22 protein-coding genes and 1 pseudogene are annotated in these 25,606 nt (G+C 66.0%); 15 read left to right on the forward strand and 8 right to left on the reverse strand.

Features of this window, described 5'->3' with window-relative positions; translation table 11 throughout:
• Window positions 1–58 precede the first annotated feature (58 nt).
• Entirely contained in the window at window positions 59–1,057 is a 999-nt protein-coding gene (locus tag ABZX86_RS11940) for an acyl-ACP desaturase (protein ID WP_355122699.1), read from the reverse strand.
• A 303-nt stretch (window positions 1,058–1,360) separates the two neighbouring features.
• Here ABZX86_RS11940 and ABZX86_RS11945 point away from each other — a divergent pair, with 303 nt between their 5' ends.
• The 3 genes from ABZX86_RS11945 to ABZX86_RS11955 all read left to right on the forward strand — a co-directional run bounded on the left by ABZX86_RS11945 (window position 1,361) and on the right by ABZX86_RS11955 (window position 5,677).
• Window positions 1,361–2,620, forward strand: coding sequence for a KasA/KasB family beta-ketoacyl-ACP synthase (locus ABZX86_RS11945; RefSeq protein ID WP_355122701.1), 1,260 nt, complete (start codon window positions 1,361–1,363; stop codon window positions 2,618–2,620).
• A gap of 123 nt (window positions 2,621–2,743) precedes the next feature.
• A complete protein-coding gene (gene fadD32, locus ABZX86_RS11950) occupies window positions 2,744–4,636 on the forward strand; it encodes a long-chain-fatty-acid--AMP ligase FadD32 (protein WP_355123801.1) in 1,893 nt (630 codons plus the stop codon).
• A 183-nt stretch (window positions 4,637–4,819) separates the two neighbouring features.
• Window positions 4,820–5,677, forward strand: coding sequence for a DUF5995 family protein (locus ABZX86_RS11955; RefSeq protein WP_355122703.1), 858 nt, complete (start codon window positions 4,820–4,822; stop codon window positions 5,675–5,677).
• An 87-nt stretch (window positions 5,678–5,764) separates the two neighbouring features.
• On the opposite strand, the gene ABZX86_RS11960 is transcribed toward ABZX86_RS11955, so the two are convergent.
• The gene (locus ABZX86_RS11960) at window positions 5,765–7,081 is read right to left on the reverse strand and encodes a diguanylate cyclase (RefSeq protein WP_355122705.1); all 1,317 of its coding nucleotides are present in this window, start codon (window positions 7,079–7,081) and stop codon (window positions 5,765–5,767) included.
• Window positions 7,082–7,202: 121 nt separating this feature from the next.
• On the opposite strand from ABZX86_RS11960, the gene ABZX86_RS11965 reads away from it, so the two are divergent.
• Window positions 7,203–8,009: an SAM-dependent methyltransferase gene (locus ABZX86_RS11965; protein ID WP_355122707.1), complete on the forward strand. Its 807-nt coding sequence runs from the start codon at window positions 7,203–7,205 to the stop codon at window positions 8,007–8,009.
• 120 nt (window positions 8,010–8,129) lie between these two features.
• Here the strand turns inward: ABZX86_RS11965 and ABZX86_RS11970 are convergent, their stop codons facing one another.
• Entirely contained in the window at window positions 8,130–8,723 is a 594-nt protein-coding gene (locus tag ABZX86_RS11970) for an NADPH-dependent FMN reductase (protein WP_355122708.1), read from the reverse strand.
• Between the two features lie 201 nt (window positions 8,724–8,924).
• On the opposite strand from ABZX86_RS11970, the gene ABZX86_RS11975 reads away from it, so the two are divergent.
• Window positions 8,925–10,091, forward strand: coding sequence for a lipase family protein (locus ABZX86_RS11975; RefSeq protein ID WP_355122710.1), 1,167 nt, complete (start codon window positions 8,925–8,927; stop codon window positions 10,089–10,091).
• On the opposite strand, the pseudogene ABZX86_RS11980 reads toward ABZX86_RS11975, so the two are convergent.
• A pseudogene (locus tag ABZX86_RS11980) lies at window positions 10,092–11,144 on the reverse strand (YeiH family protein); the annotation flags it as partial. It lies immediately after the preceding gene.
• An 88-nt stretch (window positions 11,145–11,232) separates the two neighbouring features.
• Window positions 11,233–11,358, reverse strand: a complete 126-nt coding sequence (locus tag ABZX86_RS11985; RefSeq protein WP_327144097.1) for a hypothetical protein — start codon at window positions 11,356–11,358, stop codon at window positions 11,233–11,235.
• A gap of 210 nt (window positions 11,359–11,568) precedes the next feature.
• Here ABZX86_RS11985 and ABZX86_RS11990 point away from each other — a divergent pair, with 210 nt between their 5' ends.
• Window positions 11,569–13,281, forward strand: a complete 1,713-nt coding sequence (locus tag ABZX86_RS11990; protein WP_355122712.1) for a GMC family oxidoreductase — start codon at window positions 11,569–11,571, stop codon at window positions 13,279–13,281.
• A 180-nt stretch (window positions 13,282–13,461) separates the two neighbouring features.
• The gene (locus ABZX86_RS11995) at window positions 13,462–14,223 is read left to right on the forward strand and encodes an alpha/beta hydrolase (RefSeq protein WP_355123803.1); all 762 of its coding nucleotides are present in this window, start codon (window positions 13,462–13,464) and stop codon (window positions 14,221–14,223) included.
• A 78-nt stretch (window positions 14,224–14,301) separates the two neighbouring features.
• On the opposite strand, the gene ABZX86_RS12000 is transcribed toward ABZX86_RS11995, so the two are convergent.
• Together ABZX86_RS12000 and ABZX86_RS12005 are read right to left on the reverse strand one after the other, a co-directional pair.
• Window positions 14,302–15,273, reverse strand: coding sequence for a nitronate monooxygenase family protein (locus ABZX86_RS12000; RefSeq protein WP_355122714.1), 972 nt, complete (start codon window positions 15,271–15,273; stop codon window positions 14,302–14,304).
• A gap of 65 nt (window positions 15,274–15,338) precedes the next feature.
• On the reverse strand, window positions 15,339–16,487 hold the full coding sequence (locus ABZX86_RS12005) for an oxygenase MpaB family protein (protein WP_355122716.1): 1,149 nt from the start codon (window positions 16,485–16,487) through the stop codon (window positions 15,339–15,341).
• Between the two features lie 315 nt (window positions 16,488–16,802).
• Here ABZX86_RS12005 and ABZX86_RS12010 point away from each other — a divergent pair, with 315 nt between their 5' ends.
• A complete protein-coding gene (locus ABZX86_RS12010) occupies window positions 16,803–17,468 on the forward strand; it encodes a TetR/AcrR family transcriptional regulator (protein WP_355122718.1) in 666 nt (221 codons plus the stop codon).
• Between the two features lie 66 nt (window positions 17,469–17,534).
• A complete protein-coding gene (locus ABZX86_RS12015) occupies window positions 17,535–18,071 on the forward strand; it encodes a helix-turn-helix domain-containing protein (RefSeq protein ID WP_355122720.1) in 537 nt (178 codons plus the stop codon).
• Here ABZX86_RS12015 and ABZX86_RS12020 read toward each other — a convergent pair.
• The gene (locus ABZX86_RS12020; protein ID WP_355122722.1) at window positions 18,068–18,781 is read right to left on the reverse strand and encodes a TetR/AcrR family transcriptional regulator; all 714 of its coding nucleotides are present in this window, start codon (window positions 18,779–18,781) and stop codon (window positions 18,068–18,070) included. The two genes, ABZX86_RS12015 and ABZX86_RS12020, sit on opposite strands and share 4 nt — an antisense overlap.
• Before the next feature lie 125 nt (window positions 18,782–18,906).
• On the opposite strand from ABZX86_RS12020, the gene ABZX86_RS12025 reads away from it, so the two are divergent.
• Genes ABZX86_RS12025 through ABZX86_RS12050 form a run of 6 tightly spaced genes read left to right on the forward strand, consistent with a single transcriptional unit; the run spans window position 18,907 to window position 25,507 of the window.
• Entirely contained in the window at window positions 18,907–19,767 is an 861-nt protein-coding gene (locus ABZX86_RS12025) for a metal-dependent hydrolase (protein ID WP_355122723.1), read from the forward strand.
• 29 nt (window positions 19,768–19,796) lie between these two features.
• Window positions 19,797–20,675 carry a metal-dependent hydrolase gene (locus ABZX86_RS12030; protein ID WP_355122725.1) on the forward strand — a complete coding sequence of 293 codons (879 nt, stop codon included), beginning with the start codon at window positions 19,797–19,799 and terminating at the stop codon, window positions 20,673–20,675.
• Window positions 20,676–20,703: 28 nt separating this feature from the next.
• On the forward strand, window positions 20,704–22,275 hold the full coding sequence (locus ABZX86_RS12035; protein WP_355122727.1) for an NAD(P)/FAD-dependent oxidoreductase: 1,572 nt from the start codon (window positions 20,704–20,706) through the stop codon (window positions 22,273–22,275).
• Window positions 22,272–23,210, forward strand: a complete 939-nt coding sequence (locus ABZX86_RS12040; RefSeq protein ID WP_355122729.1) for an SDR family NAD(P)-dependent oxidoreductase — start codon at window positions 22,272–22,274, stop codon at window positions 23,208–23,210. The genes ABZX86_RS12035 and ABZX86_RS12040 overlap by 4 nt, the downstream gene beginning before the upstream one ends.
• The gene (locus ABZX86_RS12045; protein WP_355122731.1) at window positions 23,207–24,271 is read left to right on the forward strand and encodes a ferredoxin--NADP reductase; all 1,065 of its coding nucleotides are present in this window, start codon (window positions 23,207–23,209) and stop codon (window positions 24,269–24,271) included. The genes ABZX86_RS12040 and ABZX86_RS12045 overlap by 4 nt, the downstream gene beginning before the upstream one ends.
• 33 nt (window positions 24,272–24,304) lie before the next feature.
• On the forward strand, window positions 24,305–25,507 hold the full coding sequence (locus ABZX86_RS12050; RefSeq protein ID WP_355122733.1) for a serine hydrolase domain-containing protein: 1,203 nt from the start codon (window positions 24,305–24,307) through the stop codon (window positions 25,505–25,507).
• Window positions 25,508–25,606: the final 99 nt, after the last annotated feature.

Raw genomic sequence — 25,606 nt, forward strand, 5'->3', positions numbered from 1 at the left:
GAGACAGGAGCGCACCGCACCGGATCCAATTCCGGTGCGGTGCAGTCCTTCATACGCTTCAGCCGATCAGGGCACCGGCGCGCTCGGCGCGTACCGCATCGCGGGCGAGCGATCGGTCGCGCTGTTCCTCGAACTTGCGCACGTCCTCGTGCAACGTGTCGAGAAATACTCCGAGCTCATTGCGCAGCTGATCGCCGCGCGGGCCGAAGTCATTGCGTTCGAAGATATTCCACTTCTTGAGCACGGGCAGCACCACTTCCTCCAAATGCTGCCGGAGATCGTAGATGCCGTGTTTGGCCATGAGCACGCCATTGCGCCGGAAGTTGGGCATCCCCGCCCCGGGCATCTGGAATTCCCGGATGATGTGCGTGATGGCTTCCATCGCCTGGTCCGGGGACAGGTCCAGCGCCGCCGCGCACATATTGCGATAGAAGATCATGTGCAGGTTCTCGTCCGCGGCGATGCGCTGCAACATCCTGTCCGCTATGGGGTCATTGCACACTTTGCCGGTATTGCGATGCGAAACGCGCGTCGCTAATTCCTGAAATGTGACGTATGCGACAGAGAACATAAATCCGGCAGCCGAGGGGATCGCATTGGTGCCGATGCGCTTACGCGCGAGTTGAGTCGCGTTGTAGCCATTGGTCATATGGATCATGCGGGCCTGTTCCAAAGCCTCCGGATCGACGCCGCGGGTCACCACGAGGTAGTCCCGCAGCACGATGCCGTGCCGGTTCTCCTCGGCCGTCCAGCGACCCACCCAGGTGCCCCACGGACCGTCCTGGGAGAAGTTGTCGGAGATCTCCCGATGGTAGCTGGGGAGATTGTCCTCGGTCAGCAAATTGGTGATCATTGCGGCCTTGGCGACCTCGCTGAGCTGGGACTGAGCGGGATCCCAGTCCGCACCGCCCATTGCTGCGAAGTTGCGACCCGCATCCCACGGCACGTAGTCGTGCGGATGCCAGGTTTTGGCCATGGATAGATGCCTATCAACATTCGCTTCGGCAATCGGCTCCAGCTCGATGAGCAACTCGAGCTGCGTCAGATTCCTGGCCACGATCGTGTGCCTCCCTCAAAATGGCTCGGCGCTGCGGAATGATGCAGTGGAAAGCGCTTGAGATCCGGCGATAGCCGCCGCGGGGAAGGAGCCGCCGGGAAGAGATCCGGGGCTGCCCGCGTGTCGCGCAACGAGACTGGTCGGCTTCGCCTCGGCTAATCTAGCCCAGTTCGCCGGATATTGGCTTCATCCCCGCCGAAGTGTTCGCCAGCGGGGTGCGTTCTCTAGTTGCATACCAGTCCTTGACAGCCCATGCGGATCGAATCTGGTTCGCCGGAGCATTGCTACGGAGAGTGAACGATCATGCAGACGAGCCACGCCTCCCCGGCCCAGCGCCGGAAGTTCCCGAATGTCGTTGTCACCGCACTGGCGGCGACCACCTCCATCGCAGGTGATGTCGATTCGACCTGGAAGGGACTACTCAACGGCGAGAGCGGAATCGACGTCCTAGAGGACAGTTTCCTCGACGATTTCGGTCTGCCGGTGCGTATCGGCGGGCATCTGAAGGTCTGCCCCACTTCCGTTCTCGAGCGTGAAGAGATTCGGCGGACATCGTACGTCGAGCAGATGGCGCTGGTGCTCGGGCGCGAGGTGTGGCGCAATGCCGGCAGTCCGGAGGTGGACGGCGATCGCCTCGGCGTCGCCATCGGCACCGGTCTGGGCGGCGCGGAAATGCTGATCATCGCGCGCGACAAACTCTCCAGTGGCGGCTACCGCAAGGTGTCTCCGCTGACCGTGCAGACCATCATGCCGAACGGGCCGGCGGCGGTCGTCGGAGTGGAGATGGGCGCGAGGGCCGGTGTGACAACGCCTGTTTCGGCTTGTTCGTCCGGTTCCGAGGCGATTGCCAATGCGTGGCAGCGGATCGTCATGGGCGATGCCGACATGATGATCACCGGCGGCGTGGAGGGTTCCATTCAGGCCCTGCCCATTGCCGGTTTCTCCATGATGCGCGCCATGAGCACGCGCAATCACGATCCCAAGGCGGCCTCCCGTCCGTTCGACAAGGACCGGGACGGTTTCGTTTTCGGTGAGGCGGGCGCGCTCATGGTCATCGAGACCGAGGAGCACGCGCGGGCGCGCGGCGCCACCATCCACGCCCGAATCATGGGCGCGGGCATCACATCCGACGGCTTCCACCTCGTCGCCCCCGATCCGGAGGGCACCGGCGCCGCCCGCGCGATGACGCGCGCGATGGAACATGCCGGAATCTCGAAATCCGATGTCTCCCATATCAATGCGCATGCCACCGCCACGCCGATCGGTGATGCGGCGGAGGCGAACGCGATCTATCAGGCCGTCGGAAACCATGCGGCGGTCTACGCTCCCAAGTCCGCACTGGGGCATTCCATCGGTGCGGTCGGCGCGCTCGAATCGGTACTCACCGTGATGAGCGTGCGTGACGGAATCATCCCGCCCACTCTGAATTTGGACAATCTGGACCCTACGATCGACCTCGATGTGGTGTGCGGGCAGGCGCGTAGCGGTAGCTACGAGTACGCGCTGAACAACTCGTTCGGGTTCGGTGGGCACAACGTTGCCTTGGCCTTTGGCCGGTACTGAGTGACGAGGATCATGTCACCTGCTAGTCTTCCCCAGCCCCAGCTACTTCTCGGGCTTCGGAGTCGATTCTTGTTCGGTGTCACTGCACAGTCATGGCTGTGAGTTGAAAAAGGATAGGGAATGATCGGCGAGACCTTTGATGACTATCTGGACGAGCACGGCAATATCAAGATCCCCAGCAACCAGACCATGATCGACCTGGTCGACAAACACTCTGCGGCGCAAGGGGATGAGCTCGCCTACCGTTATGTCGACTATTCGCGGGAACGCGATGGTGAGTACTTCGAGCTGACCTGGAACGAGTTCGGGGTCCGGCTGCGTGCGGTGGCCGCGAGGCTGCAGCAGGTCACGCAGCCTGGCGATCGCGTGGCTATCCTTGCGCCGCAAGGGCTCGACTACATCGTCGCCATGTACGCGGCGGTCTACGCAGGCGCCATCGCGGTCCCGCTCTTCGATCCGGACGAGCAGGGTCACTCCGACCGATTGCACGCGGTGCTCGACGATTGCAAACCCGCAGCCATCCTCACGGTCGGCCCGTCCGCGCCCGGAGTGCGGGAGATCTTCCGGGGTCTGCCCGCGCCGAAGCGGCCGCGAATCATTGCGGTGGAAGCGATTCCGGACTCCGTGGGCGACACCTGGGTGCGCCCGGACATCAATATCGACAGCGTGGCCTACCTGCAGTACACCTCGGGTTCGACGCGTACGCCCGCGGGCGTGGAGATCACCCACCGGGCGGTCGGCACCAACCTGCTGCAGGTGATCAATACGATCGGTATCACCGAAAAAGCGCGTGGCGTCACCTGGCTACCGCTGTTCCACGATATGGGTCTGCTGACGGTCATCCTGCCGACCATCGGCGGCAAGTTCATCACCATCATGTCGCCCAGCGCCTTCGTGCGCCGGCCCTACCGCTGGATCAAGGAGCTGGCCGCACAGGCGGACGGCGCCGAGATCTTCGCTGCCGCACCGAATTTCGCCTTCGAGCATGCGGCGGCTCGCGGCCTCCCCAAGCCGGGGGAGGAGCTCGACCTGTCCAATGTGATCGGCCTGATCAACGGCAGTGAGCCGGTATCGGTGACGTCGATGAAGAAGTTCAACGACGCCTTCGAGCCCTACGGTCTGCCGAAGACCGCGATCAAGCCCTGCTACGGCATGGCGGAGGCGACGCTGTTCGTCTCGGCCACCCGGCGCGAGGACGCGGCCCGTGTGGTCTATGTCGACCGCAACGAACTCAATGCCGGTCGCATGACCGAGGTGAACCCGGACGCGGATAATGCTGTGTCCCAGGTGTCCTGCGGTTATGTGGCGCTCTCGCAGTGGGCGGTGATCGTCGATCCGGAGACCAATGCCGAGAAGCCCGAAGGGCAGGTCGGCGAGATCTGGCTGCACGGCAAGAATATGGGCATCGGTTACTGGGGCCGCCCCGAGGAATCCGAGGCGACCTTCCGCAATCGGCTCGTCACCCGGCAGTCGCCGCGCAGCCATGCCGAGGGCGCGGCGGACGACGCGGATTGGATGCGCACCGGAGACTTCGGCGCGTACCTGGACGGCGAGCTCTACATCACCGGCCGCGTCAAGGATTTGGTGATCGTGGACGGGCGCAATCACTATCCGCAGGATCTGGAGTTCTCCGCACAGGAGTCCAGCACCGCGCTGCGCCCGGGTTTTGTTGCGGCCTTCTCGGTTTCGGCGAATCAGCTGCCCGTCGATGTGATCGGCCAGAACGGTTCGGCGCTAGCGCCGGATCCCGGCAATACCGCGGAGCAATTGGTGATAGTGGCCGAACGCGGCACGGGCGCAGCGAAACTCGATCCGGTGCCGATCGCCGAATCGGTGCGCGTCGCCATTGCCAAGCGGCACGGCGTGACGGTTCGCGATCTGCTGCTGGTTCCCGCGGGTTCGATTCCGCGGACCTCCAGCGGGAAGATCGCCCGCCGCGCCTGTAAGACGGCATATGTGGAGGGCACGCTGCGCGGTGGTTACCGGCAGCAGGCGTTCCCGGATGTAGCTGAATAAAGTACTGCTGATCTACGGCCCGCGTGCGTGCACGCGGGCCGATTTCTTTTCCGATTCCTCTACGAGTTCCTTTGCGAGGTGCATCAAGGGGGCCTGACAGCCGGGCGCGTAATCGGTGGAGAGTCAGACCGGTCCGTACACTTTCTCGCCGTGTGGACTTCTGCCCGATTCGGGTTATTTCTTGTGACAACCACGGCCGTGCTGACTCTGTCCGGAACGCCGGTATCCGGGGCGGCGGACGTGCCCTCGGCCTTCTGCGGAACCGACCTGTCCGCCGATGAGCTGGCGACCATCGCCGAGCTCTCCGATACCTCCGATCTGACCGGTGATGCCCTGCAGCGGTTGGATACCGCGGTGGCTCGCAATCACCGGATCACCGAAATCCTGGTGGCGCACCGGGATCGCCGGGCGCTGTTCGGCATCGGGCTGGACGGGGTCGAGCAGGCGGCGGTCATGCCGCTGCAGCACGATCCGTCAGCCTTCCAGAACACCGATTACGCCCATGCCATCAGCCTCGAGCTACTGAGCCGCTATCTGAACAATCTGCATGCCGAATTCACCGGCGGCACAGTCGAACCGCACTGGGCGCGGTACTTCGCCCAGGCGGCGCAGTGCGAGCTGTCGGGCGCGCGGGTGGCCATGACGGGCTACGACGCGCACCTCGTGGTCGATCTCGCGTATTCGATCGCCGCGGTCGGCACGAAGCCGGAGAACGCTGCCGACTACTTCAAGATCGTGGCGTCCATCGCGGGCGCCGGTGATGTCATCATCGACCGCACCAAGCAGGTGTACAACGCCGATCTCGGCCCGCTGTGGCGGTTCTACTTCTTCGGTGAGGGCCTGGACCTGCTCGTCGGCAAGGGTGTGGCGACCAAGCCGCTGCTGGTGGCCGTCGACCTCGGGGCGAATGTGGTCATCTTCGGAAACGGCCTGGCACTGGAGGATCCGGCGCTGCACGATGCGACGGCAGTGGAGGTCCGCGCGCTGTCGGATGCCGCCGACGAGGCCTTCCAGGTGCTCGCCGACGTGCACGCCCTCTGAACCGACCCCCGTCATCGCGGCATGCTTTTGGCCGGGATCCCTCGTCCGCAGTGGATCCCGGCCAAACGCGCGCCGGGATGACGGGAGCTAGCCGGCGGCCGTATCGGTCCGCCGCCGGCGCCCCGAGGCTTTCGCCCAGTACATGGAATAGTCCGCCGCCTGCAGCAGGTCGTCGGCGGTGGTGTGCGCCGCGTACTCCTCGGCAATGCCCACGCTGGCGGTCACCGTCAGCCGATGCCCCTGCACCTCGAAGGGCAGCGCGAAGGCGTGCCGCACACAGCGCGCCACCTCGTCCACCTCGGCGGTGGAATTCGGTACCAGAATGACGAATTCGTCGCCGCCCATGCGGGCCACCAGCTGCCCGAAGCCGGAGGCGCAGTCGTCGAGCCGGGCGGCCGCCTGCACCAGCAGCTCATCGCCGACCGCATGGCCGAAGGTGTCGTTCACGGCCTTGAAATGGTCGAGATCGACGTAGCAGAGCCCCACCCGGCTGTCCGGATCGGTGAAGGCGGCGGTGAGCGCGTCGAAGAAGCGGGAGCGATTGGCCAGCCCGGTCAGCTGATCGTGATGGGCCCGATAGTGCAGGCGCTCGCGCAGGGCGCGCCGCTCGGAGATGTCCTCCACCAGAATGAGCGTGTACCGGGGCACGCCGCGCTCGTCCCGAATGAGCGAGACATTGATATTCGTCCACACCGTGCGCCCGTCCCGATGCGGATAGGCCTTCTCCATCTGCGCATTGTCGACATCGCCGCGCAGCACCGAGGCGTACAGCGGCCACATGCCCGGATCATCCTCGGGATGGCCGAGTTCGGTCACCTCGAGGGCGCTCATCTCCTCCGGCGTATAGCCGAGCATGGTGGCGAAGGCATTGTTGACCTCGATGATCCGCCCGGTCATATCGGAGAGTCCGGTGCCGATCCCGGCCTGCGCGAAGACCGCCCGGAAGCGCGCCTCGCTGGCGCGCAACTGCTCCTGCACCCGAATCCGGGCGGTGATCTCCGCGACGCGCACACTCTCCTGTTCGGTGAGCAGCCAGCTCCGGAAGGCGCGCACATAGCCGGTGGTGAAGGCCCCCAGCAACTCTGCGGCACGCGCGCCGGAAATGTCCTGCTCCCGAGTGAAGTACGCGTTGAGTACCGAGACGCTGCGGCCGAGCACCTCATCGCCGACGAAGTGCGCCCGCGCCAGTTGCGCCCCGAGTTCGGCAACCTGTTCGGCGGATTCTCCGGAGCGGGCGGCGGCCTGCAGCCGCGCGGCCAGCCCGGCGATCAGATCGAAGGCCTCGTCCCGGCTCATGGGCACGACGTGATCGCGGGCTCCGCTGTCGAGCGCGGCTACCCACTGGTCGACCAAGTCGGCGTGCGGGCCACCCTGCTCCGGCCCACCCCCGGAATCCGACGCCATGAGGGTCGATGGTAGACCCGCCGGTCGGTGCCCGCGAACCCCGCCCCAGCTGGCCATAGTGGGATACCATTGCGGCGCTTGAGGATTGGCAGTGTGGGTTCGAGAGGGGTAGTGGGATCGAATGACCAGACCGAGTTGGGCTCCCGAGGGTATCGATCTGGATCGCCCGAGCGCCTCCCGCGTGTACGACTATTTCGTCGGCGGCATGCACAATTTCGAGATCGATCGTGAACTCGCGCAGATGATCGAGAAGTTCACCCCTAACGTCGCGGAGACCATGCGCGCGAACCGGGATCTGCTGCGCCGCGCGGTGCGCTTCCTGACCGATGCGGGCATCGACCAGTTCCTCGATCTGGGCTCGGGCATCCCCACCGTCGGCAACGTGCACGAGGTCGCGCAGGCCCGAAACCCCGAAGCGCGAGTCGTTTACGTCGATATCGACCCGGTGGCGGTGGCGCACAGCCAGGCGATCCTGGAGGGCAATCCGCTCGCGGCCGTCATCCACGGTGATGTGGCACAGCCGGATTCGATCCTGGCCGCGCCGGAAGTGACCAAGCTGCTGGACTTCGATCGTCCGATCGCCGTATTGCTGCTCGGCGTCCTGCATTTCGTCTCCGACGAGAGCGAGCCCGCCGCGGCCGTCGCGCGCCTGCTCGAGGTCTGCGCGCCCGGCAGCTATGTCGCCATCACGCATGCCACCTCCGACGGTCAGCCGGCGGAAGTGCTGGAGGCGCAGAAGCTTTCGGGCCGCACCTCCACCGAGATCGTGCTGCGCGGTAGGGACGAGATCGCGACCTACTTCTACGACTGGACGCTGCTGGAACCGGGCCTGGTGCACCTGCCGCTGTGGCGCCCGGAGGATCCCGCCGATGTGGGCGAGCATCCGGAGAGCTCCGGCGCCTACGGCGGGCTCGCCCGCAAGGACTGAACTCGTGGTTCCGAGGCGGCAACGGCGGCCACCCTGTCCTCGCAGGACACGGCAGAGGGGATCGCGGCATTCCTCGAACGCCGCGAACCCCGTCGGACGGTAGGTGATTCGGCCGCGAAACTACGCCCGGCTCGAATTCTTCTCGCGCGCGTGTGCCGCCAGCGCGGGGAGTACCGCGCCGAGGCGCTCGCGTACTTCCGCATCCTGGACCAGCCCGTCCGCCCCGATTTGCTCGCGCAGCACGGTGATTCGGCCGCTGGCGGATTCGACGATATCGGCGCTCACATATCCGAGGACTGTGCGGAGGGTTTCGACGGCGGCGTCGCCGCGGCCGGTGAAGGCGACATTGAGCCACGCGACCGGTTTGTCCACCAGATCGCCGGTGCCGACTGTCCATTCGAGCAGGTTCTTGAGGCTGCCCGGGATCATGCCCGCGTATTCGGGGGCGCTGATGAGGACGGCATCGGCCGCGCCGATTCGCTTGCGCAGTGCTTCGACGGCGGCGGGTGCCGCCTCGTCTCCCGGAATGAACGCGGGCAGGCCGACCAGTCCGTCGTACAGCGTCGCTTCGATATCGGCCGGGGCGAGCGCTGCCACGGTGCGGAGTGCGGCGGTATTGGTGGAACTGTCCCGGGTGCTGCCCGAGATCAGCAGAATGCGCAGCGGAGTGGTCACGTAGCGGCCAACAGGCGCGGGCGGCTCGGTATTTCGCACACCGTTATTCAGCTCACCGTTCGGTCTCGGCCGCAGTGAGCTGTCCCACCGAGTGGGAGCGGTTGCATCACGGCCTGTCACTTTCTCTCATTTTCGGTATCGTGGCGGGAATGGCGCGCTGTCCGGGACAGTTGTTAACAAGTGGATTCGATTGCGCGACAACTGCATAGAGAGTGTTTGGCGCGAGAAGGGCAGACAAAGATGACTGCATTCACCAACCGCTTCGACGAGGCGGCGGTCGGTAGCGGCAGGTCCACGGCGACAATAGCCGGACCTGTCCCGGGTCGGCTGCTGTCGGCGGAGCCCATGACCGCGCATCTGCTGCCCGGCCTGCGACTTCCCGCCCGCGCGTGGCGCATCAGCTATACCTCCACCGATGCTTCCGGTGCGCCGATACAGGTCACCGGCACCGTGCTGGTGCCGCGCGAGCCGTGGCGCGGCGAAGGTTCGCGGCCGCTGATCGGTTACGCCGTGGGTACCCAGGGGCTGGCCGACAAGGTCGCCGCCGCCTCCTGGCAGCTGCGCGTCGGCCTCGAATACGAATCGGTCTTCATCACCGCCGCCCTGCGCCGCGGCTGGGCTCTCGCCATCACCGACTATCCGGGATTGGGCAATCCCGGCACGCACCCGTACGTCATGGGCCGCGCACTGGGACCGTCGGTCCTCGACAGCATGCGCGCCGCGCGCCGCCTGACCGCCGCGGGACTGGACCCGAATGGCCTGCTCGGCATCTACGGCTACTCCGAAGGCGGTTGCGCCGCAGGCTGGGCACTGCAATTGCAGCCTGGCTACGCACCCGATCTGCCGCTGGCCGGCGGCGTGGTCGGCTCGGCCCCCGCCGATCTGGAAGACATGATCGCCTTCCTCGACGGAAGCCCCTACGCGTTCCTGCTGTTCTACGGCGTGCTCGGCCTGGATGCCGCCTACCCGGAACTCGATGTGCTGCAGTACCTCAAGCCGCAGGGCCGCGCGCTGGCGGCGATCTTCCGCCGGACGCACGCGATTCCCGCCGCGCTGGTCGGCATCGGCCTGGGCGCCTTCGTACCCAAGCGGGTCTCCACCTACTGCCACCGCATGCCGTTCGAGGTGCCGGAGGTCCGAGTGCGCCTGCGCGAGAACAAGCTCGGTTCACTCGCCCCCGCCGCCCCGGTGCTGGTCGCGGGCGGTACCGCCGAACAGATCATTCCGTATCCGCAGGCCGTGCGGCTCGCGCAGGACTGGAAGGCCCTCGGCGTGGACGTCACCATGCTGTCCATGCCGCGCCGCGAACACATCACCGGCGCACTGTCTTTCGCGGGCCCGGCCATGCGCTTTCTGGCCGAGCGTTTCGAGGACGTCCGGTCGATGCAGATGCAGCGCGGAGCCTGATCAGACTCCGACGTTCCAGTGCAGGACGCGAGAGGTGAACAGCACCAAACCCAGCGAGACCACCGCTACTGTCACCAGCCCGATCACGGCGACCACCAGCGGTCGCCAGCCGGTGCGGGCCAGCTCGCGGATATTGGTGTTCAGCCCCACGCCTGCGAAGGTGAGCAGGAACGCCCAGCGTGACAGGTTGCCCAGATTGGTGACCTGGGCCTTGTTCAGCCAGTGCGCGGTCGCGAGCGCCGAGACCGCCAGGAAACCGAGCACGAACTTCGGGAACTTGGCCCAGACGAAGGCGGCCTTGGCGCGCAGGCCCGGAGCAATGGCATCGGCCTCGCCGCGCGCCGCCCAGTAGGCCGCGAAGCCCAGCACCACGAATCCGATGAGCGCATTGCGGGTCGACTTGACCAGTACCGCCGTCTTACCGGCCGTATCGGAGAACAGGTAACCGGTGGCGGTGGTCTCCGCGGTGTTGTCGACCGCCAGACCCGCCCACAGCCCGAACTCGTGATCGGTCAGGCCGATGGCATGCCCGAGCGGCGGTAGCGCGAACAGCGCCACCGCGCCGAGCGCCAGAATCGCCGCAATGGCATAGCCGACATCCGAATTGCGGGCCCGGATAGCGCCTTTGGCCGCGATGATCGCCGAGACGCCACAGATCGCGGTGCCGATCGCCAGCAGCGATCCGAGCTTGCCCGAGAGTCCGAGCAGCCGGGCCACGGTCAGAATGATGGCCCCGGACACCGTCATATCGACCAGGATCTGAATGATGCTGGTACCACCCAGCTTTGCCACATCCCCGAGCACGAAGCGCGAGCCGAGCGCGATGATGCCGACCTTCAGCCAGAATTCGTAGGTGCCCACACCGGGGCGGAAGATACGGTGCAGCCCAACGGTATTGGTAATGAGCAGGCCGATGAGAATGGCCCACAGTACGTACTCGATATCGGGCACGGTCCAGTGCTCGTGCTTGGCGATCTTCAGCCACCAGATCTCGGTGTACTTGCCGAGCACGCCCACCGCCACCAGCAGTGCGATGCCGGGCAGATAGGCGAGCAGGCTCTTGACGGTGAGCGGCCCGCTCGGGGTCTCGTCGAACTCGTCGTCGGTCTTGTTCAGGTCGATCGCGGTATCACTCACGGTGTCACCACGGAATCTTGGGCAGGGCGTCGAATACGGCGAGCACTGTCGCCGTACCCGCCACGATCACGGACCACCAGTCGGCGCCGAGCCGGCCGAGGGCATCGGGCCACGATTTGGTATTTGTCACCACTGCCTCCAAACAGAAAAACACCGCGGTACCGCCTCATCAGTGCCGCAGATCTGCACTATGAGGGCGGTCACAGCGGTGAGCCAGGTTTGAAATCGCTGTGATTCCCGATGCGGGTATTCCGGTGCCGACCGGCTATGGCCGAAACTGTCGATTTGATGGCCGTCGTTCGTTGTCGGAGGTGTTACCGCAGGTCGTAGCGTTTGCCGCATGCGTTTCGACTACGACGTCATTGTCATCGGCTCGGGCTTCGGCGGGAGCGTGAGCGCCCTGCGGCTGACCGAAAAGGGATACCGGGTGGGCGTGCTGGAGGCAGGGCGCCGCTTCGCCGATGACGAGTTCGCCAAGACCTCCTGGCGGGCCCGGCAGTTCCTGTGGGCTCCGGCCCTGGGCTGCTTCGGAATTCAGCGCCTGACGCTGTTGAAGGACACCTTCGTCATGAGCGGCGCCGGGGTGGGCGGCGGATCGCTGGTGTACGCCAACACCCTGTACGAGCCGCCGGAGAAGTTCTACGGCGACCGCCAGTGGGGTCACATCACCGACTGGAAGGCCGAACTCGCTCCGCACTACGACCAGGCCAAACGCATGCTGGGCGTGACGGTCAACCCGGCCACCACACCCACCGACCGCGTACTGCTCGAGGTCGCCGAGGACCTGGGCATTGCCGGCACCTATCAGCGCACGCCCGTCGGCGTCTTCTTCGGTGGACCCGGCCGCCGGCCGGGGGAGGACGTCCCCGATCCGTTCTTCGGCGGCGCCGGGCCCGCCCGTCGCACCTGCACCCACTGCGGTGAATGCATGACCGGCTGCCGCCACAATGCCAAGAACACCTTGGTCAAGAACTATCTGTATCTCGCCGAAAAGGCCGGTGCCGCAGTACATCCGCTGACCACCGTCACCGATGTGCGCCCGCTGTCCGGCGGCGGCTACACCATCGAAACGGTCCGCACCGGCCGCTGGATGCGCAAGCAGCGCCGCGAATTCACCGCCGAGCAGGTGATTTTCGCGGCGGCGTCGCTCGGCACCCAGCGGCTGCTGCACCGCCTCCGCGACGGCGGTTCGCTGCCGAATGTCTCCGAGCGCCTCGGCTACCTCTCCCGCACCAATTCCGAAGAGCTGCTGTCGATTCGCAGTCGCGAGAAGGGCAGCGACTTCACCAGGGGTGTGGCGATCACATCCTCGATCCACCCCGATCCCGATACCCATATCGAGCCGGTCCGCTACGGCAAGGGCAGCAATGTCCTCGCGCTCATGACCACGGCCATGGTCAGCGGCGAACCGCCGCGCGGCCGGGCCTGGTTGCGCGAGCTGGTGCGCAATCGCCGGGATCTGCTGAAGATGCACAATCCGCGGCGCTGGTCCGAGGAGATGATCGGCCTGCTGGTCATGCAATCGGTCGACAACTCGATCACGACCGTCACCAAGAAGGGCCTGTTCGGTCGCCGCATGACCACCAAACAGGGTGAGGGCGAACCGAATCCGACCTGGATTCCGTCCGGCCACGAGGTCGGCCGCCGCGTCGCCGCCAAGATCAACGGCTTCCCCACCGGGTCGGCCAGCAGCAGTATCTTCAACATTCCCATGACCGGCCACTTCCTGGGCGGCTGTGCCATCGGCGATTCACCCGAGACCGGTGTGGTCGATGCCTACCACCGGCTCTACGGGTATCCGGGGCTGCACGTCATCGACGGCTCCACCGTATCCGCGAATCTCGGCGTGAACCCCTCGCTCACCATCACCGCCCAGGCCGAACGCGCAGTCTCGCTCTGGCCGAACAAGGGTGATGCCGATCAGCGCCCGGATCCGAGCGCCGCGTATCGGCGTCTCGCCCCGATCCCGCCCCGAAACCCGGTCGTGCCCGCCAGTGCCCCTGCGGCCCTGCGACTTTCGCTGACCGTTATCGAATCTCAGAAAAACTGTTGACGCGACACCCACCCCTACTGCTACTCTCTCCAAGTCCGTGACACACGCAAGGAGGTGAGACCCATGAACGCAGTAGTGATGGGGTGCTCCCTCTTCCGTTCACGGACGGTCGGCTGACATTGGTGTAGCCGGGAGCGCCAGTAGGCAATCCCGAAAGGCAATACCATGAACCTCAACAGCATTCACTTCACCGCGCAGACGTCCTCCGATGGCGTTCTGGAGCGATCCTTCACACTCGGTGACATCACCGGTGTGCTCTTTTCCCCCGAATCCGGTCCCGCCGAGGGTGCGCCGCTGCTGCTGAGCGGGCACAGCGGCGGCATGCACAAGCGGGCGCCGGGCCTGGTGGCCAGTGCCAAGCACAAGGTGACCAATTCCGGCTATACCGTCGTCGCCATCGACGCACCGGGGCACGGCGACCGTCCGCGAAATGCGCGAGACCAGGAGTGGGTCGATGCGCTCCACGACGCCAGGCGGACCGGTGAGTCGATGGATCAGATCATCACCGACTACAACATCTCCCTCGCCGAGCGGGCGGTGCCGGAGTGGCAGGCGACCATCGACGCCCTGCAGGCCCTGCCCGAAATCGGTCCCGACGTGGCGATCGGTTACGGCGGAACCACATTGGGCGTCGCGATCGGATTGCCGCTGACCCTGGCCGAGCCGCGGATCAAGGCGGCGGCGTTCGGTCCGGTCTTCGCCTATGCGGCGCTGATCGAGGCTGCCCGGCAACTCACCATCCCGGTCGAGTTCACGATCGCGTGGGACGACTCGGAAATCGGCCGGCAGCCCGGCCTGGCACTGTTCGACGCCTGTGCTTCCGAGGAGAAGGCGTTGCACGTCTATCCGGGCAGGCATCAGCGGATGGCCCCGTACATGGCCGCCAACCATGATCGGTTCTTCAGCACCTATCTGGACTGGGCCGGCGTACCGGCGATCTGAGCCCGGAGGTTTCGGCGTCCGGTCTCGAACCGGACGCCGAAATCTCTGAAACCGACTGTCGAGCAGTCGATTCGAATATCAGAGCTGCTGGAGCCGGACCTTGGCGTCGGCGTACTCGGTGACCAGGCGGTCCACCAGCTCGGCGGTCGTGGTCACCGCGGCGGTGGTGGCGATGCCCTGGCCGGAGCCCCAGATGTCGCGCCACGGCTTGGCTTCGGTGGTCTGCGAGTCGTCGGTGCCGAAGTTCATGGCGGACGGGTCGCGGTCGCCGAGGTTGTCCGGGTCGAGGCCGACCGCAGTGATGCTGGGGCGCAGGTAGTTTCCGTGCACGCCGGTGAAGCGGCTGGAGTAGACGATATCGGCGGCGGTGGAGTCCACGATCATCTGCTTGTAATCCGTTGCGGCATTGGCCTCTTCGGTGGCGATGAAGGCCGAGCCGATATAGGCCAGGTCCGCGCCGGCGGCCTGGGCGGCGAGCACCGACCGGCCGTGGCCGATGGCGCCCGAGAGCAGCAGCGGACCGTCGAACCAGGCGCGGATCTCCTGAATCAGGGCGAAGGGGGATTGGGCTCCGGCATGGCCGCCCGCCCCGGCGGCCACCGCGATGAGCCCGTCCGCGCCGCGCTCGACGGCCTTGTGCGCGAACACATTATTGATGACATCGTGCAGCACGATGCCGCCGTAGGAGTGCACCGCCTCATTGACATCGGCGCGTGCGCCGAGCGAGGTGATGACGATCGGCACCTGGAATTCGACGATCGTGGCCAGATCCTCCTCGAGCCGGTCATTGCTCTTGTGCACGATCAGGTTCACCGCATACGGCGCCGAGGGCTGCTCCGGATTCTCGGCATCGTGCTTGGCGAGCTCCTCGTTGATGCGCACCAGCCATTCGCGGAACTGCGACTGCGGCCGCGCGTTCAGCGAGGGGAACGAGCCGACGACTCCGGCCCGCGACTGCGCGATGACCAGCTCCGGGCCGGAGACGAGAAACATCGGTGAGGCGACCGCCGGCAGGCGTAGTCGTTCGGACAGAATGGGCGGCAGGCTCATGGTGCGCGGTTCCTTCGGTGAGTCGTGAACGTAGCGAAGCTTATGCCGCGCGGGGATTCGCAGAGTCAGGCCGCATGGCCGATGTAGTTCACGGAACCGCCGATCGCCCCATCATCTTCGGGTCCGATCAGGGTCGCTATGAAGGCATGCTGGGCGCGAAGACCCGCACGAGCCTGCCGGTCGCGCCAGCCCGGGACGAGGATGCCCGCGCCGGAACGGACCACATTGACCGGGAACTTGGCCACCGGATACCAGGGCGGCATATAGCTGGGCAGTCCGAGTTGGCGCATCCGGCCGCGGCCCAGGAAGGCCGTGCTGATCGAGAGGTGCTGGGCCCAGGCGATCCGGCGGCGCAGCGCTGTGAGATTCGAGTAATGCCAGGTCAAGGGGTCTTCAGCCATGGGCCGTGCCAGCTGCATACTGGTCTCGTCGGGAGCGGTGAGGACGGTCAGATAGTGGAAGAGCTGCTTGGTGGCGTCCACGAATCCTGTTGGCAGGTAGCGTTCCTCGATGCCCATGACCCAGCCGACATAGCGGGTGAGGTGCACGATGGCGTCCAGTTCCCTCGGGGTGAAGACATTGCCCATCATCATGCCGGTGAGCGCGGGCGCGTAGAGCGCACCCAGCATGGTGACCGCCATATCCGTCTGATTGACCGGCACTCCCCAGGCCTCGGCGCTCCACTCCGGCAGGTTCGCGACATGCCGGCGCACGAAGGTATGGATCAGCCGCACATGCAGGGTGGAGCGGAAACCCTTGCCGCCGGGCCGCATTCCGCCGTCCGAGATGACGTCGAGCGCCCACTTCATGGTTTCGGCGAAGCGCCGGCCGCCGCCCGTCGCGCCGCTCTTACCGGTATTGGTCAGCAGCAGGGTGCGATTGATGCCGGAGGCCACGAACCCGCCGAGGAACGGAACGTCGCGCGCCATGTAGATGCCATCGATCCCGGAGGCCTGAAAGATGCGTTCCCCGAGCTCGATTCGCTTCCAGTCCACCCACGCGGGCGGCTTCTCCACCGTGGTGAAGAAGGCCCGCAAGGGTTCCGGCGCATCCGGAACGCTGTCGATGCCGTGTTCCAGCGCCTGATCGAACAGTGGCCGCACCTTTCCCATCCCCGCGGCATACATCCACTCCACCAGTTCGTCCATGGGCCGATCCCCGATGGTCAGGGCCTCCCCGATGGCCGCCCATTCCGCATCGTTCGGCGGCTTCATTCGCATCACTCTGGCTATCGGTCCGAGCACCGGTACCTCGGCCGGGGCGTCAGGATGCCGAGTCGGAATGGTCGACGGTCGAGTGCGCGTCATCGGGCAGCTCCTTCGTGGTTCTGGTGAACGTCCTCACCAGATATCTGGCAACAGTCTTCACCAGATTTTTGCTTGTGACAAGATTTAGGAGAAAATCTCTCATGCACTCACTCCGTGCCGGCTGCGTATGGATGCCCGGTGGCAAACGCACTGGTGAAGGTCGTCGGCAGAAATGTGGTGATAGTCTTCACCAAAATGGGCCGGCAATGACGAGGTAGCGACGTGGAGACATCCCGAGGCCGGTACGCCGGACTCAGCGCCGAGGAGCGGCAGCGGCAGCGCCGTCGCAAGCTGGTCGAGGCCGCCGCGGAGGTCATCGGCGAGCAGGGTCTGGCCGGGCTCAAGGTGCGCGCGCTGAGCGCCCGCGCGGGGCTGAACGATCGCTACTTCTACGAGAGCTATGCCGATACCGACCAACTGCTCTTCGACATCCTCGACGAACAACTCGCGCAGGTGATGGCCGAACTCGTGGCGCTGCTGGCGACCACGCCGTCCGATACCCGGGTACGGCTGCGCGCGGTGGTCGAGGCCGGAGTCGCCTCGGTCGCCGACAATCCGCTGCGCCGCCGGCTGTTCATCGAGCTCCAGTCGCTCGACGAATTACGCCGCCGCAGAGGCGAATTCGTCAGTCTGGTCGCCGGCATCATGCTCGATCAGGCGCGCGAACTGCTCGGCGAATCGGCCGCCGAGGGCATTCACGCCGAACTCGCCGCCCGCACTGTCTCACACGGTGGCGTGGAACTGCTCACCGAATGGCTGCGCGGCGACCTCGATATCGAGCGCGGTGTGCTCATCGACTTCCTGGTCGCCATGATCCTGACCTCCTCCGAGATCACCACCACCGTGCGCCGCGAGATGGCCGGTTCCGGTGACGGCTCCCTGAACTGACCCTGGACGAATCGGGCCCGGCGTCTCAGGATGAGACCGGAGTGTCGCCGAGTCCGAGGAGTTGATGTGGCCGACCGGCAGGTGGATTGGCTGGCGGGCGGGGTGCGCCGGTCGATCGCGAGCGAGCGGATCGTGGGTACCGCGGCGGAGTTGTTCCTGGCGCGCGGGTTCGACCAGGTCGGGATGGATGATGTGGCGGCGGCGGCCGGTTGTTCGCGGGCCACGCTCTACCGGCATTTCCGGGGTAAGCCCGCGCTCATCGATGCCGTCCTGGCGCGCTCCGCGGTCGCCGTCGCGCAGCGGGTCACGGCGACCGTATCGCGCTACGACGGCTCGCGGAGGATTGTGGAGGCCACGCTCGCCTCGGTCACCGCCGTGCGATCGGACCCCGCCCTCGCGCGCTGGTTCGCCGACCGGTCCGGCGGCAGCAATGAAGTCTTCGCCTCCTCGGCGGAATTGGGCCGGATCGCGACCATGCTGACCGGCATCACGCCCGATGATGAAGCGGCGCAATGGATTGTGCGGGTGGTGCTGTCACTGCTGTGCTGGCCGCTGGCCGATGCCGCGAGCGAGCGGCGCATGGTGGAGCGGTTCGTGAGCTAGCCGTGCGGTTGATCCGACAGCTCCGCGAGTCCGGGCAGCGCGGTCAGCGGTTCGTCGGGATCGAGGACCAGCCCGCGTGATTCGGCGGTGGAAGACAGTGCGCCCCAGGCGAACGCGGTCAATTGTTCGGCCAGTTCCTTACCGCTGATCACCGGTTCGTTGAGCCAGCGCAGGACGCCGAGTCCGATCGCGCCCAGCAGCGCGTCCACCGCGAACTGGGTGTGCTCGCCGTCCGCGCCGCGCAGCCGCAGGATGCCGGAGAAGAAGTCGGCGACCGAATCCGACAGCGGGCGGCCGTCCTCGAGCAGCTGGGTCGCACCGTAGGCGGCGACCACGTGGGAGCTGACGATGAAGCGAAAGAGGTTGGGGCGCTCGGAAACCAGGTCGATATAGGCGGCCAGCGCGGTGCCGATGGCCTCACGCGCCGAGGCGGCCGGATCGAAGAGCGGCGTCACGCGTTCGACGATGAGCTGCTGCACGCGGCCGCTGACCGCGGCCAGCAGTTCGACCTTGTCGCCGAAGAAGCGGTACAGCTTGGGGCGCGGTATCCCCGCGGTTTTCACGACGTCGTCGATGGACAGATCGGGCCCGTGCGCATCGATGGCGCGAATGGTGGCCTCGATGAGCTCGGCGCGCACCAGAGCGCGATGCGAATGCCAGCGGTCGTGCCTGGCATCACCCTTCAGGTTCGCGGGCGGGTGGGAGGCCATGTCGCAGATTGTAATTCGATCCGTTACGGCGCACCCCTTGCGTAGCTGTCTGGGACAATTCTACACTGGCCTGACATCGAACACGTAGTACTAGGTACTCAGTGTTGCACCAAGGACGGTCAAAGATGACAAGTGCGCCTCCCGCAACCACCTACCCGAAGGCTCGGCGGATCAGTTTCCGTTTCGAGCAACACAATTCGAACGATAAGTACTTCGTCGACGGCGATATGGTCTTCAGCCATTTCGTCGCCGGACTCTCCGGCGGATTCCCGCCGGGCGAGGAATCCTTCATCCGCTCGGTCCGCCGCGTGGCCGAACTCGTCACCGATCCGGTATTGAAGAAGCGTGTCGCCGGCTTCATCGGCCAGGAGGCCATGCACGGCCAGGAGCATCGCGAACTCAACGGCAAGCTCGTGGATATGGGTTATCCCATCGAGTGGATCGACACCGATCAGGCCAAGGAGCGCATGCTCCGGCTCGAGGAGCGATTCGCGCCCCTGGTTCATCTGGCCGCGACCGCCGCCGCGGAGCACTACACCGCCGTACTCGCGCAGCGGGTGCTTTCCAGTGACGAGATCCAGAACATTCCGGCCTCACCCGAGTTCTGGCATCTGCTGAATTGGCATGCGCTGGAAGAACTCGAGCACAAGTCGGTGGCCTTCGACGTCTTCCGGGCGGTCGGCGGCTCCGAGCGCACCCGCATCGGCGTCATGGCCGGGCTGTTCGCCTTCACCATGCCTTTCACCTTCGGTTCCCTGGCGATTTCGCTGGCCCGGGATCCCGTGGCGCGGCGGCAGCCCGTGCGCGTCGCGCAGGAGGCGTACGCCCTGTTCCGCGGACCCATCTTCCGCGGGCTCATGGCGGAGCTGGCCCAGTATCTGCGCCCCGGTTTCCATCCCGACGACATCGACACCCGCGCACTGCTCGAGCAGTGGCAGCAAAGGCTTTTCGGCGAAGACGGCGTGTTGGTCGATCACCTGAAGTAATCACAACTCCATCGAGAAAGGACCGACCAATGACGATCGGTCAGGACACCAAGTCCCTCACCCCCTATCCCAAGGTCCGGCGCATGCGATTCCGGTTCGGCCAGCCCGAACCGATGACGCACCAGTTCGTCCGGGACGACATTCCGCTGACCCACCTCATCGCCGTGCTCTCGGGCGCGTTCCCGCCGGGCGAGGAATCCTTCATCCGCTCGGTGCGCAAGTTCTCCGGTGAGATCACCGATCCCGTGCTCAAGAAGCGGGTGGCCGGCTTCATCGGGCAGGAGGCGGTGCACGGTCAGCAGCATCGCGTATTGAACGATCAGCTGATCGAGATGGGTTTCCCCATCGTGCGGATCTTCACCTTCGAACCCGGCGCGCTGCGGGAGCGGGCGCTGGTCAGGATCGAGAATCTGGTGCCGCGCCAGGCGCACCTGGCCTTCACCGCGCTGGCCGAGCACTACACCGCGACGCTCGCGGCGCGGGTGCTCGGCGAGGAGGCCATCCAGACCATTCCGGGCGATCCCGAGGTCTGGAACCTGTTGAACTGGCACGCATTCGAGGAACTCGAGCACAAATCCGTGGCCTTCGACGTGTATCGCGCCACCGGTGGTTCGGAGGCCCTGCGCATCGGACTGATGGCGGGCAGTTACGCACTCACCATTCCGGTGGTCGGGCTGGGCGTCGCCGTATCGATCCTCAGTGATCCACGCAGCTGGCGGCCGATCAAGGTGGCACGGCAATCGGTTCGGCTGGTCCGGGGACCGATCGTCAAGGGGCTCTTGAAGGAAATGCGCCCGTACATGCGGCCGGGCTTCCACCCCGACGATATCGACACCACGGAACTGCTGGAGCGCTGGCGAGCCGAACTGTTCGGCGCCCAGGGCGAACTTGTCGATCGCATCGGCTGAGCCGGGCAGACGGACGCGAGGAAAAAGTATGAGCGGCATCGACTTCGGCACGGGTGCGCCGGACGCTGCTCGTCCCGACTACGAGGTCATCGTGGTCGGGGCGGGGTTCGGCGGCATCGGCACCGGTATCGCCCTGCAGCGCAAGGGCATTCACGATTTCATCATTGTGGACAAGTGGGACCGGGTGGGCGGCACCTGGCATGCCAATACCTATCCCGGTGTGGCGGTGGACATCCCCTCGTTCATCTACAGCTTCTCCTATGAGCAGCGCGGTGACTGGTCGCGGATATTCGCACCCGGCACCGAACTTCGCGACTATGCCGAGGACATGGTCGACAAGTACGGTCTGCGCGGCAAACTGCGGTTGAACACCACCATCGTGGCGGCCGATTTCGACGATGACAGCAGCCTGTGGCGCTTGACCACCGACGGCGGGCAGCAGCTCACCGCCCGGTACGCGGTACTCGCCATCGGCGGACTGGAACGGCCGAAGATGCCGGATATCGAGGGGGTCGACGATTTCGGCGGCACCCTCGTGCACACCGCCATGTGGGACCACGATGTGGACCTGCGCGGTAAGCGGGTCGCCGTGATCGGCACCGGGGCAACGGCATTGCAGTTGATCCCGGCGATCGTGGAGGAGACCGCACATCTCACCGTATTCCAGCGCACGCCTATCTGGGTGTTCCCGAAGAACGATTCGGAGGTCGGACTGCTCGGCCGGCGAATACTGGGGCGCAGGCGAATTCGCTCGGCATTGCGGGCCGTCGGCAATGTGGGCACCGAACTGGCCATGAGCGGCATGGTGGCCGGTCCGGCCTGGCTCACCGACACCAGCCGCCGGCTGGCGGAAGTGCCCGTCCGCCAGTGGATGCGGCGGCAGGTCGATGATCCGGTGCTCCGGGAGAAGCTCATGCCGAAGTACGGGCTCGGCTGCAAGCGGCCCTCCATGTCCAATGACTATCTGAAGACGTTCAATCGCACGGACGTCAGCCTGGTCACCGATTCCATCGCGCGCATCACCGAAAACGGTGTGGTCACCGTGGACGGGACCGAGCACGAGATCGATGTGCTCATCTGCGCGACCGGATTCAAACTCTGGGAAAAGGGTTCGGTACCACCGTTTCCCATGCGCGGGCGGCGGGGCATCGACCTGGAGACCTTCTGGGACGAGCACCGCTACCAGTCCTATCAGGGCGTATCGGTGCCGGGATTCCCCAATGCCTTCACCATTACCGGTCCGTACGGATTTGTGCTCGGCTCCTACATCTGGATGATCGAGGCCACCGCCGCACATCTGAGCCGGGCCATCGCCGAGTCGAAACGGCGCGGCGCCACCGAGATCGAGATCCGGCAGGAGGTGCACGACGAGTACTTCGCGAAATGCCTGCGCCGGCAGGAGAAGAACTTCCTGTTCACGCCGACCTGTGCGGGTTCCAACACCTACTACATCGATGATCACGGCGATTCCCCGTTCCGCCCGTCCACACATGGCGAGATGTACTGGCAGAACCGGCATTTCGATCTCGATGTCTATCGCTACACCGTGGGCGCACCCGTCCGTCAGGCGAGTGCCGTGCTGTCCGAGGAGGCGCTGTGAAGATCAACAATATCGAGCCCCGGCTGGTGGTGGTCACCGGTGCGGGCAGCGGCATCGGCCGCGCGGTCGCCCAGCGGTTCGCACGTGGGGGAGCGCAGGTCGTCGTCTCCGATATCGACAAGGATGCGGCGCTGGCCACGGTCGCGCTCATCCAGGCGCGCGGGCAGCGGGCCGTGGCCATGCAGCTGGATGTCACCGATCCGGCGGCATGGGCGGCTTTCGCCCGGGACGTGCACGCCGACCACGGTGTGCCGGACGTGCTGGTCAATAATGCCGGAATCCTGGTCAGCGGAGCGTTTTTGGATCTGGAGCCGAAGGATTGGGACAAGCAGCTCGGCGTCAATCTGCTGGGTGTCGTCTACGGCTGCCGGGCTTTCGGGCGGCTGATGATCGACGAGGGCAAGCGCGGGCACATCGTCAATATCGCGTCGGCGGCCGCCTTCACACCGACGCCGGTCATGTCGGCCTATTCGGTGTCCAAGGCCGGGGTGAAGATGCTCACCGAATGCCTGCGGCTCGAACTCGCACCGAAAGGCGTTGGGGTGAGCGCCATCTGCCCCGGCGTGATCAATACCAATATCGGCGACCACGCCACCACCGTCGGCGTCGATCCGGCGCTGGTCGAACGCGGTAAGGAAATCGCCCGCCAGGTGCAGGACATCGCGGCCCGGCTGCCGTTCTCACCGCTGAGCCCGGATCTGGTGGCCCGGGCCGTGGTGCGCGCGGTGAACTACGACCTGGCCGTGGTGCCGGTACGGGCCGAAGCGTGGCTCGGCTACTTCATGCTTCGCATCGCACCGGGTGTGAATCGCCGTATCACCCAGCCGATGTCGATGGAGCGCATCGAATCGGCCGGGGCCTGGCTGCTGCAACAGTTCGGCATCGACGCTCCCCGGGAGGTTGCCGCCGCCAGCAGAAAGGGCGCGACGGTATGAACGCACGCGCACACCAGATCAAGGTGCGCGAAGTCATCAGCGAGACCGCCGACGCGGTCTCGCTGGTCTTCGATATCCCCGAAGATCTCGGCCGCCGATTCGCCTACTCGCCAGGACAATTCCTGACGCTGCAGGTGCCGAGCGAGCACACCGGGTCGGTGGCCCGCTGCTATTCGCTCTCCAGCAGTCCGCACTGCGACGACCGCCCGGCCGTGACCGTCAAACGCACGGCCGGGGGATACGCCTCGAACTGGCTGTGCGACAACATCGCCGCCGGATCCGTACTCACCGTGCTGGAACCGGCGGGGAATTTCGTGCCGCGCGGCTGGAATCGGGATCTGCTGCTGTGTGCGGCGGGCAGCGGAATCACCCCGATCATGTCGATTCTCAAATCGGCGCTCACTCTCGGCCGGTCGAAAGTCGTGGTGCTGTACGCGAATCGTGATCGGCAGTCGGTCATCTTCGCGCGGCAGCTGCAACAGCTCGTGCAGCGGTATCCGCGACGGCTCATCGTGCAGCACTGGCTGGAATCGGAGCGCGGGCTGCCCGAGGCCCGCGCTATCGCCGGGTGGGCGCGGCCCTATCGCAATTACGAGGTGTACCTGTGCGGCCCAGCCGGATTCGCCCTGGCGATCAAGCAGGGCCTGGCACAATTGAGGATCCCCGAGCGCGCGATCCGCCAGGAGGAGTACCGCTCGCTGACGGAGAACCCGTTCGAGCAGCCGATACCCATGGTCGCGGCCGCGCCCGCGGCGACCGCCGTATCCGCCCGCCTGCCGGGCGATACCCCGACAGTTCAGGTCGATATCGATGGCGATACCCATACGCTGCCCTGGCCGCGCGGGAAGAAGCTGCTCGATGTGCTTCTCGACCACGGCATCGACGCGCCCTACGTCTGCCGCGAATCCGCCTGCGGCACCTGCGTATGCCGCGTGGCGCGGGGCCGCACGCGCATGCTGATGAACGAGGCCCTCATCGACGAGGAACTCGCCATGGGCCTGACGCTGGCCTGCCAGACCCTGCCCGAATCCGACGATCTGCACATCACCTTCGATCAGTGACCACCGCTCCGGCTCGACAATGAGGTTGCCCGCATGCTTACTCTGCCCGAAGGGATTCGCGGCTCCGCCGACTCCCGCTTCGCCGCCCCCGTGCGCACGTTCTCCCGTCTGTTCGCCCGTTATCTGCGCACCGGCGGGGCACTCGCGGTCTATCTGCACGGTGAACCCGTGGTCAATATCTGGACCGGGACCGCCGATGCGGCCGGCGAAATCCCCTGGGACGCAGACACCGCCGCCCTGAGCTTCTCCACCACCAAGGGCATCACCTCGATGGTGGTGCACCGGCTGGCCGACCGCGGGCTGCTCGACTACGACACCCCCGTCGCCGAGTACTGGCCCGAATTCGCCGACGGTGGGAAGAACTCCATCACCGTGCGCGACCTGCTCGCACACCGCGCCGGGCTCTCGGACCTGCGCCGGGTGCTGGACCAGCCCGGCGATGTGCTGGACCACGTGCTCATGGAGCACCGCATGGCCGCCGCGACTCCCGACTGGACGCGCGGATTACCCGTCTATCACGCAGTCACTTTCGGCTGGCTGCTCGGCGGACTGTGCCGCGCGGTCACCGGCCAGGGTATGGCTGACCTGTTCCGCACCGAACTGGCTGATCCGCTGGGCCTGACCGGTCTGCACCTCGGCCATCCCGCCGACGGCACCACGGTCGCCGAGCTGGTCGGCCCGAGCCTCGCGGCCACCGGCACCCGGCTGGGCAAGCCGCTCACCGCGGCCGCCGCTCGCATTCCCGTCCTCGGCAAAGCCATCAGCTCCATGCACTTCCCCGGTGGCGAAGAAGCCCTCCGCGGCCCGGTCCCACCGCTGCTGAGCACCGAAAACGGTGCAGCCACAGGCGTCTTCACCGCCGACGCGATAGCCCGCGTCTACGCGGTCATCGCAGGTGACGGCGCCTTCGAGGGCGTCCGACTCCTCACCCCCGAAACCGCCCGCGCCCTCGACCGCTCCACCCGCACCAGCCCCGATCCCCGCCGCGCCTTCTGGCACCTCGGCTACCACCCCCTGCCGACTCTCGGCGCCCCACGCGGTTTCGGCCACCTCGGCCTCGGCGGCTCCGGTGGCTGGGCCGACCCCGCCTCCGGCCTCGCCGTCGGCTTCACGCACAACCGCCTGGACCTGTCCCTGCTTCCCCTGGACATGTCCCTCCTGTCAGTCCTGCTCCCCACCATCACCCGCTCCGCCGCAACCCCCGCCCGCCCCGTCCGCACAGCCCGAGCCGCCTGACCCCTCCGCATCGTCCCCCCGTCATCCCGCGTCATCCCGGCATGCTTTTGGCCGGGATCCACCGAGATTGGCTGAGTACCAACAGGTGTGGATCCCGGC

The organism is Nocardia sp. NPDC006630 (assembly GCF_040611495.1).
Taxonomy (GTDB): domain Bacteria; phylum Actinomycetota; class Actinomycetes; order Mycobacteriales; family Mycobacteriaceae; genus Nocardia.

Excerpts from the sequence above, each read along its gene's own strand:
- ABZX86_RS11945 (WP_355122701.1), top strand. The coding sequence starts at position 1,361 with ATGCAGACGAGCCACGCCTCCCCGGCCCAGCGCCGGAAGTTCCCGAAT.
- ABZX86_RS11960 (WP_355122705.1), bottom strand. The coding sequence starts at position 7,081 with ATGGCGTCGGATTCCGGGGGTGGGCCGGAGCAGGGTGGCCCGCACGCC.
- ABZX86_RS11965 (WP_355122707.1), top strand. The coding sequence starts at position 7,203 with ATGACCAGACCGAGTTGGGCTCCCGAGGGTATCGATCTGGATCGCCCG.
- ABZX86_RS11975 (WP_355122710.1), top strand. The coding sequence starts at position 8,925 with ATGACTGCATTCACCAACCGCTTCGACGAGGCGGCGGTCGGTAGCGGC.
- ABZX86_RS11990 (WP_355122712.1), top strand. The coding sequence starts at position 11,569 with ATGCGTTTCGACTACGACGTCATTGTCATCGGCTCGGGCTTCGGCGGG.
- ABZX86_RS12000 (WP_355122714.1), bottom strand. The coding sequence starts at position 15,273 with ATGAGCCTGCCGCCCATTCTGTCCGAACGACTACGCCTGCCGGCGGTC.
- ABZX86_RS12005 (WP_355122716.1), bottom strand. The coding sequence starts at position 16,487 with ATGAAGCCGCCGAACGATGCGGAATGGGCGGCCATCGGGGAGGCCCTG.
- ABZX86_RS12020 (WP_355122722.1), bottom strand. The coding sequence starts at position 18,781 with ATGGCCTCCCACCCGCCCGCGAACCTGAAGGGTGATGCCAGGCACGAC.
- ABZX86_RS12025 (WP_355122723.1), top strand. The coding sequence starts at position 18,907 with ATGACAAGTGCGCCTCCCGCAACCACCTACCCGAAGGCTCGGCGGATC.
- ABZX86_RS12030 (WP_355122725.1), top strand. The coding sequence starts at position 19,797 with ATGACGATCGGTCAGGACACCAAGTCCCTCACCCCCTATCCCAAGGTC.
- ABZX86_RS12035 (WP_355122727.1), top strand. The coding sequence starts at position 20,704 with ATGAGCGGCATCGACTTCGGCACGGGTGCGCCGGACGCTGCTCGTCCC.
- ABZX86_RS12045 (WP_355122731.1), top strand. The coding sequence starts at position 23,207 with ATGAACGCACGCGCACACCAGATCAAGGTGCGCGAAGTCATCAGCGAG.
- ABZX86_RS12050 (WP_355122733.1), top strand. The coding sequence starts at position 24,305 with ATGCTTACTCTGCCCGAAGGGATTCGCGGCTCCGCCGACTCCCGCTTC.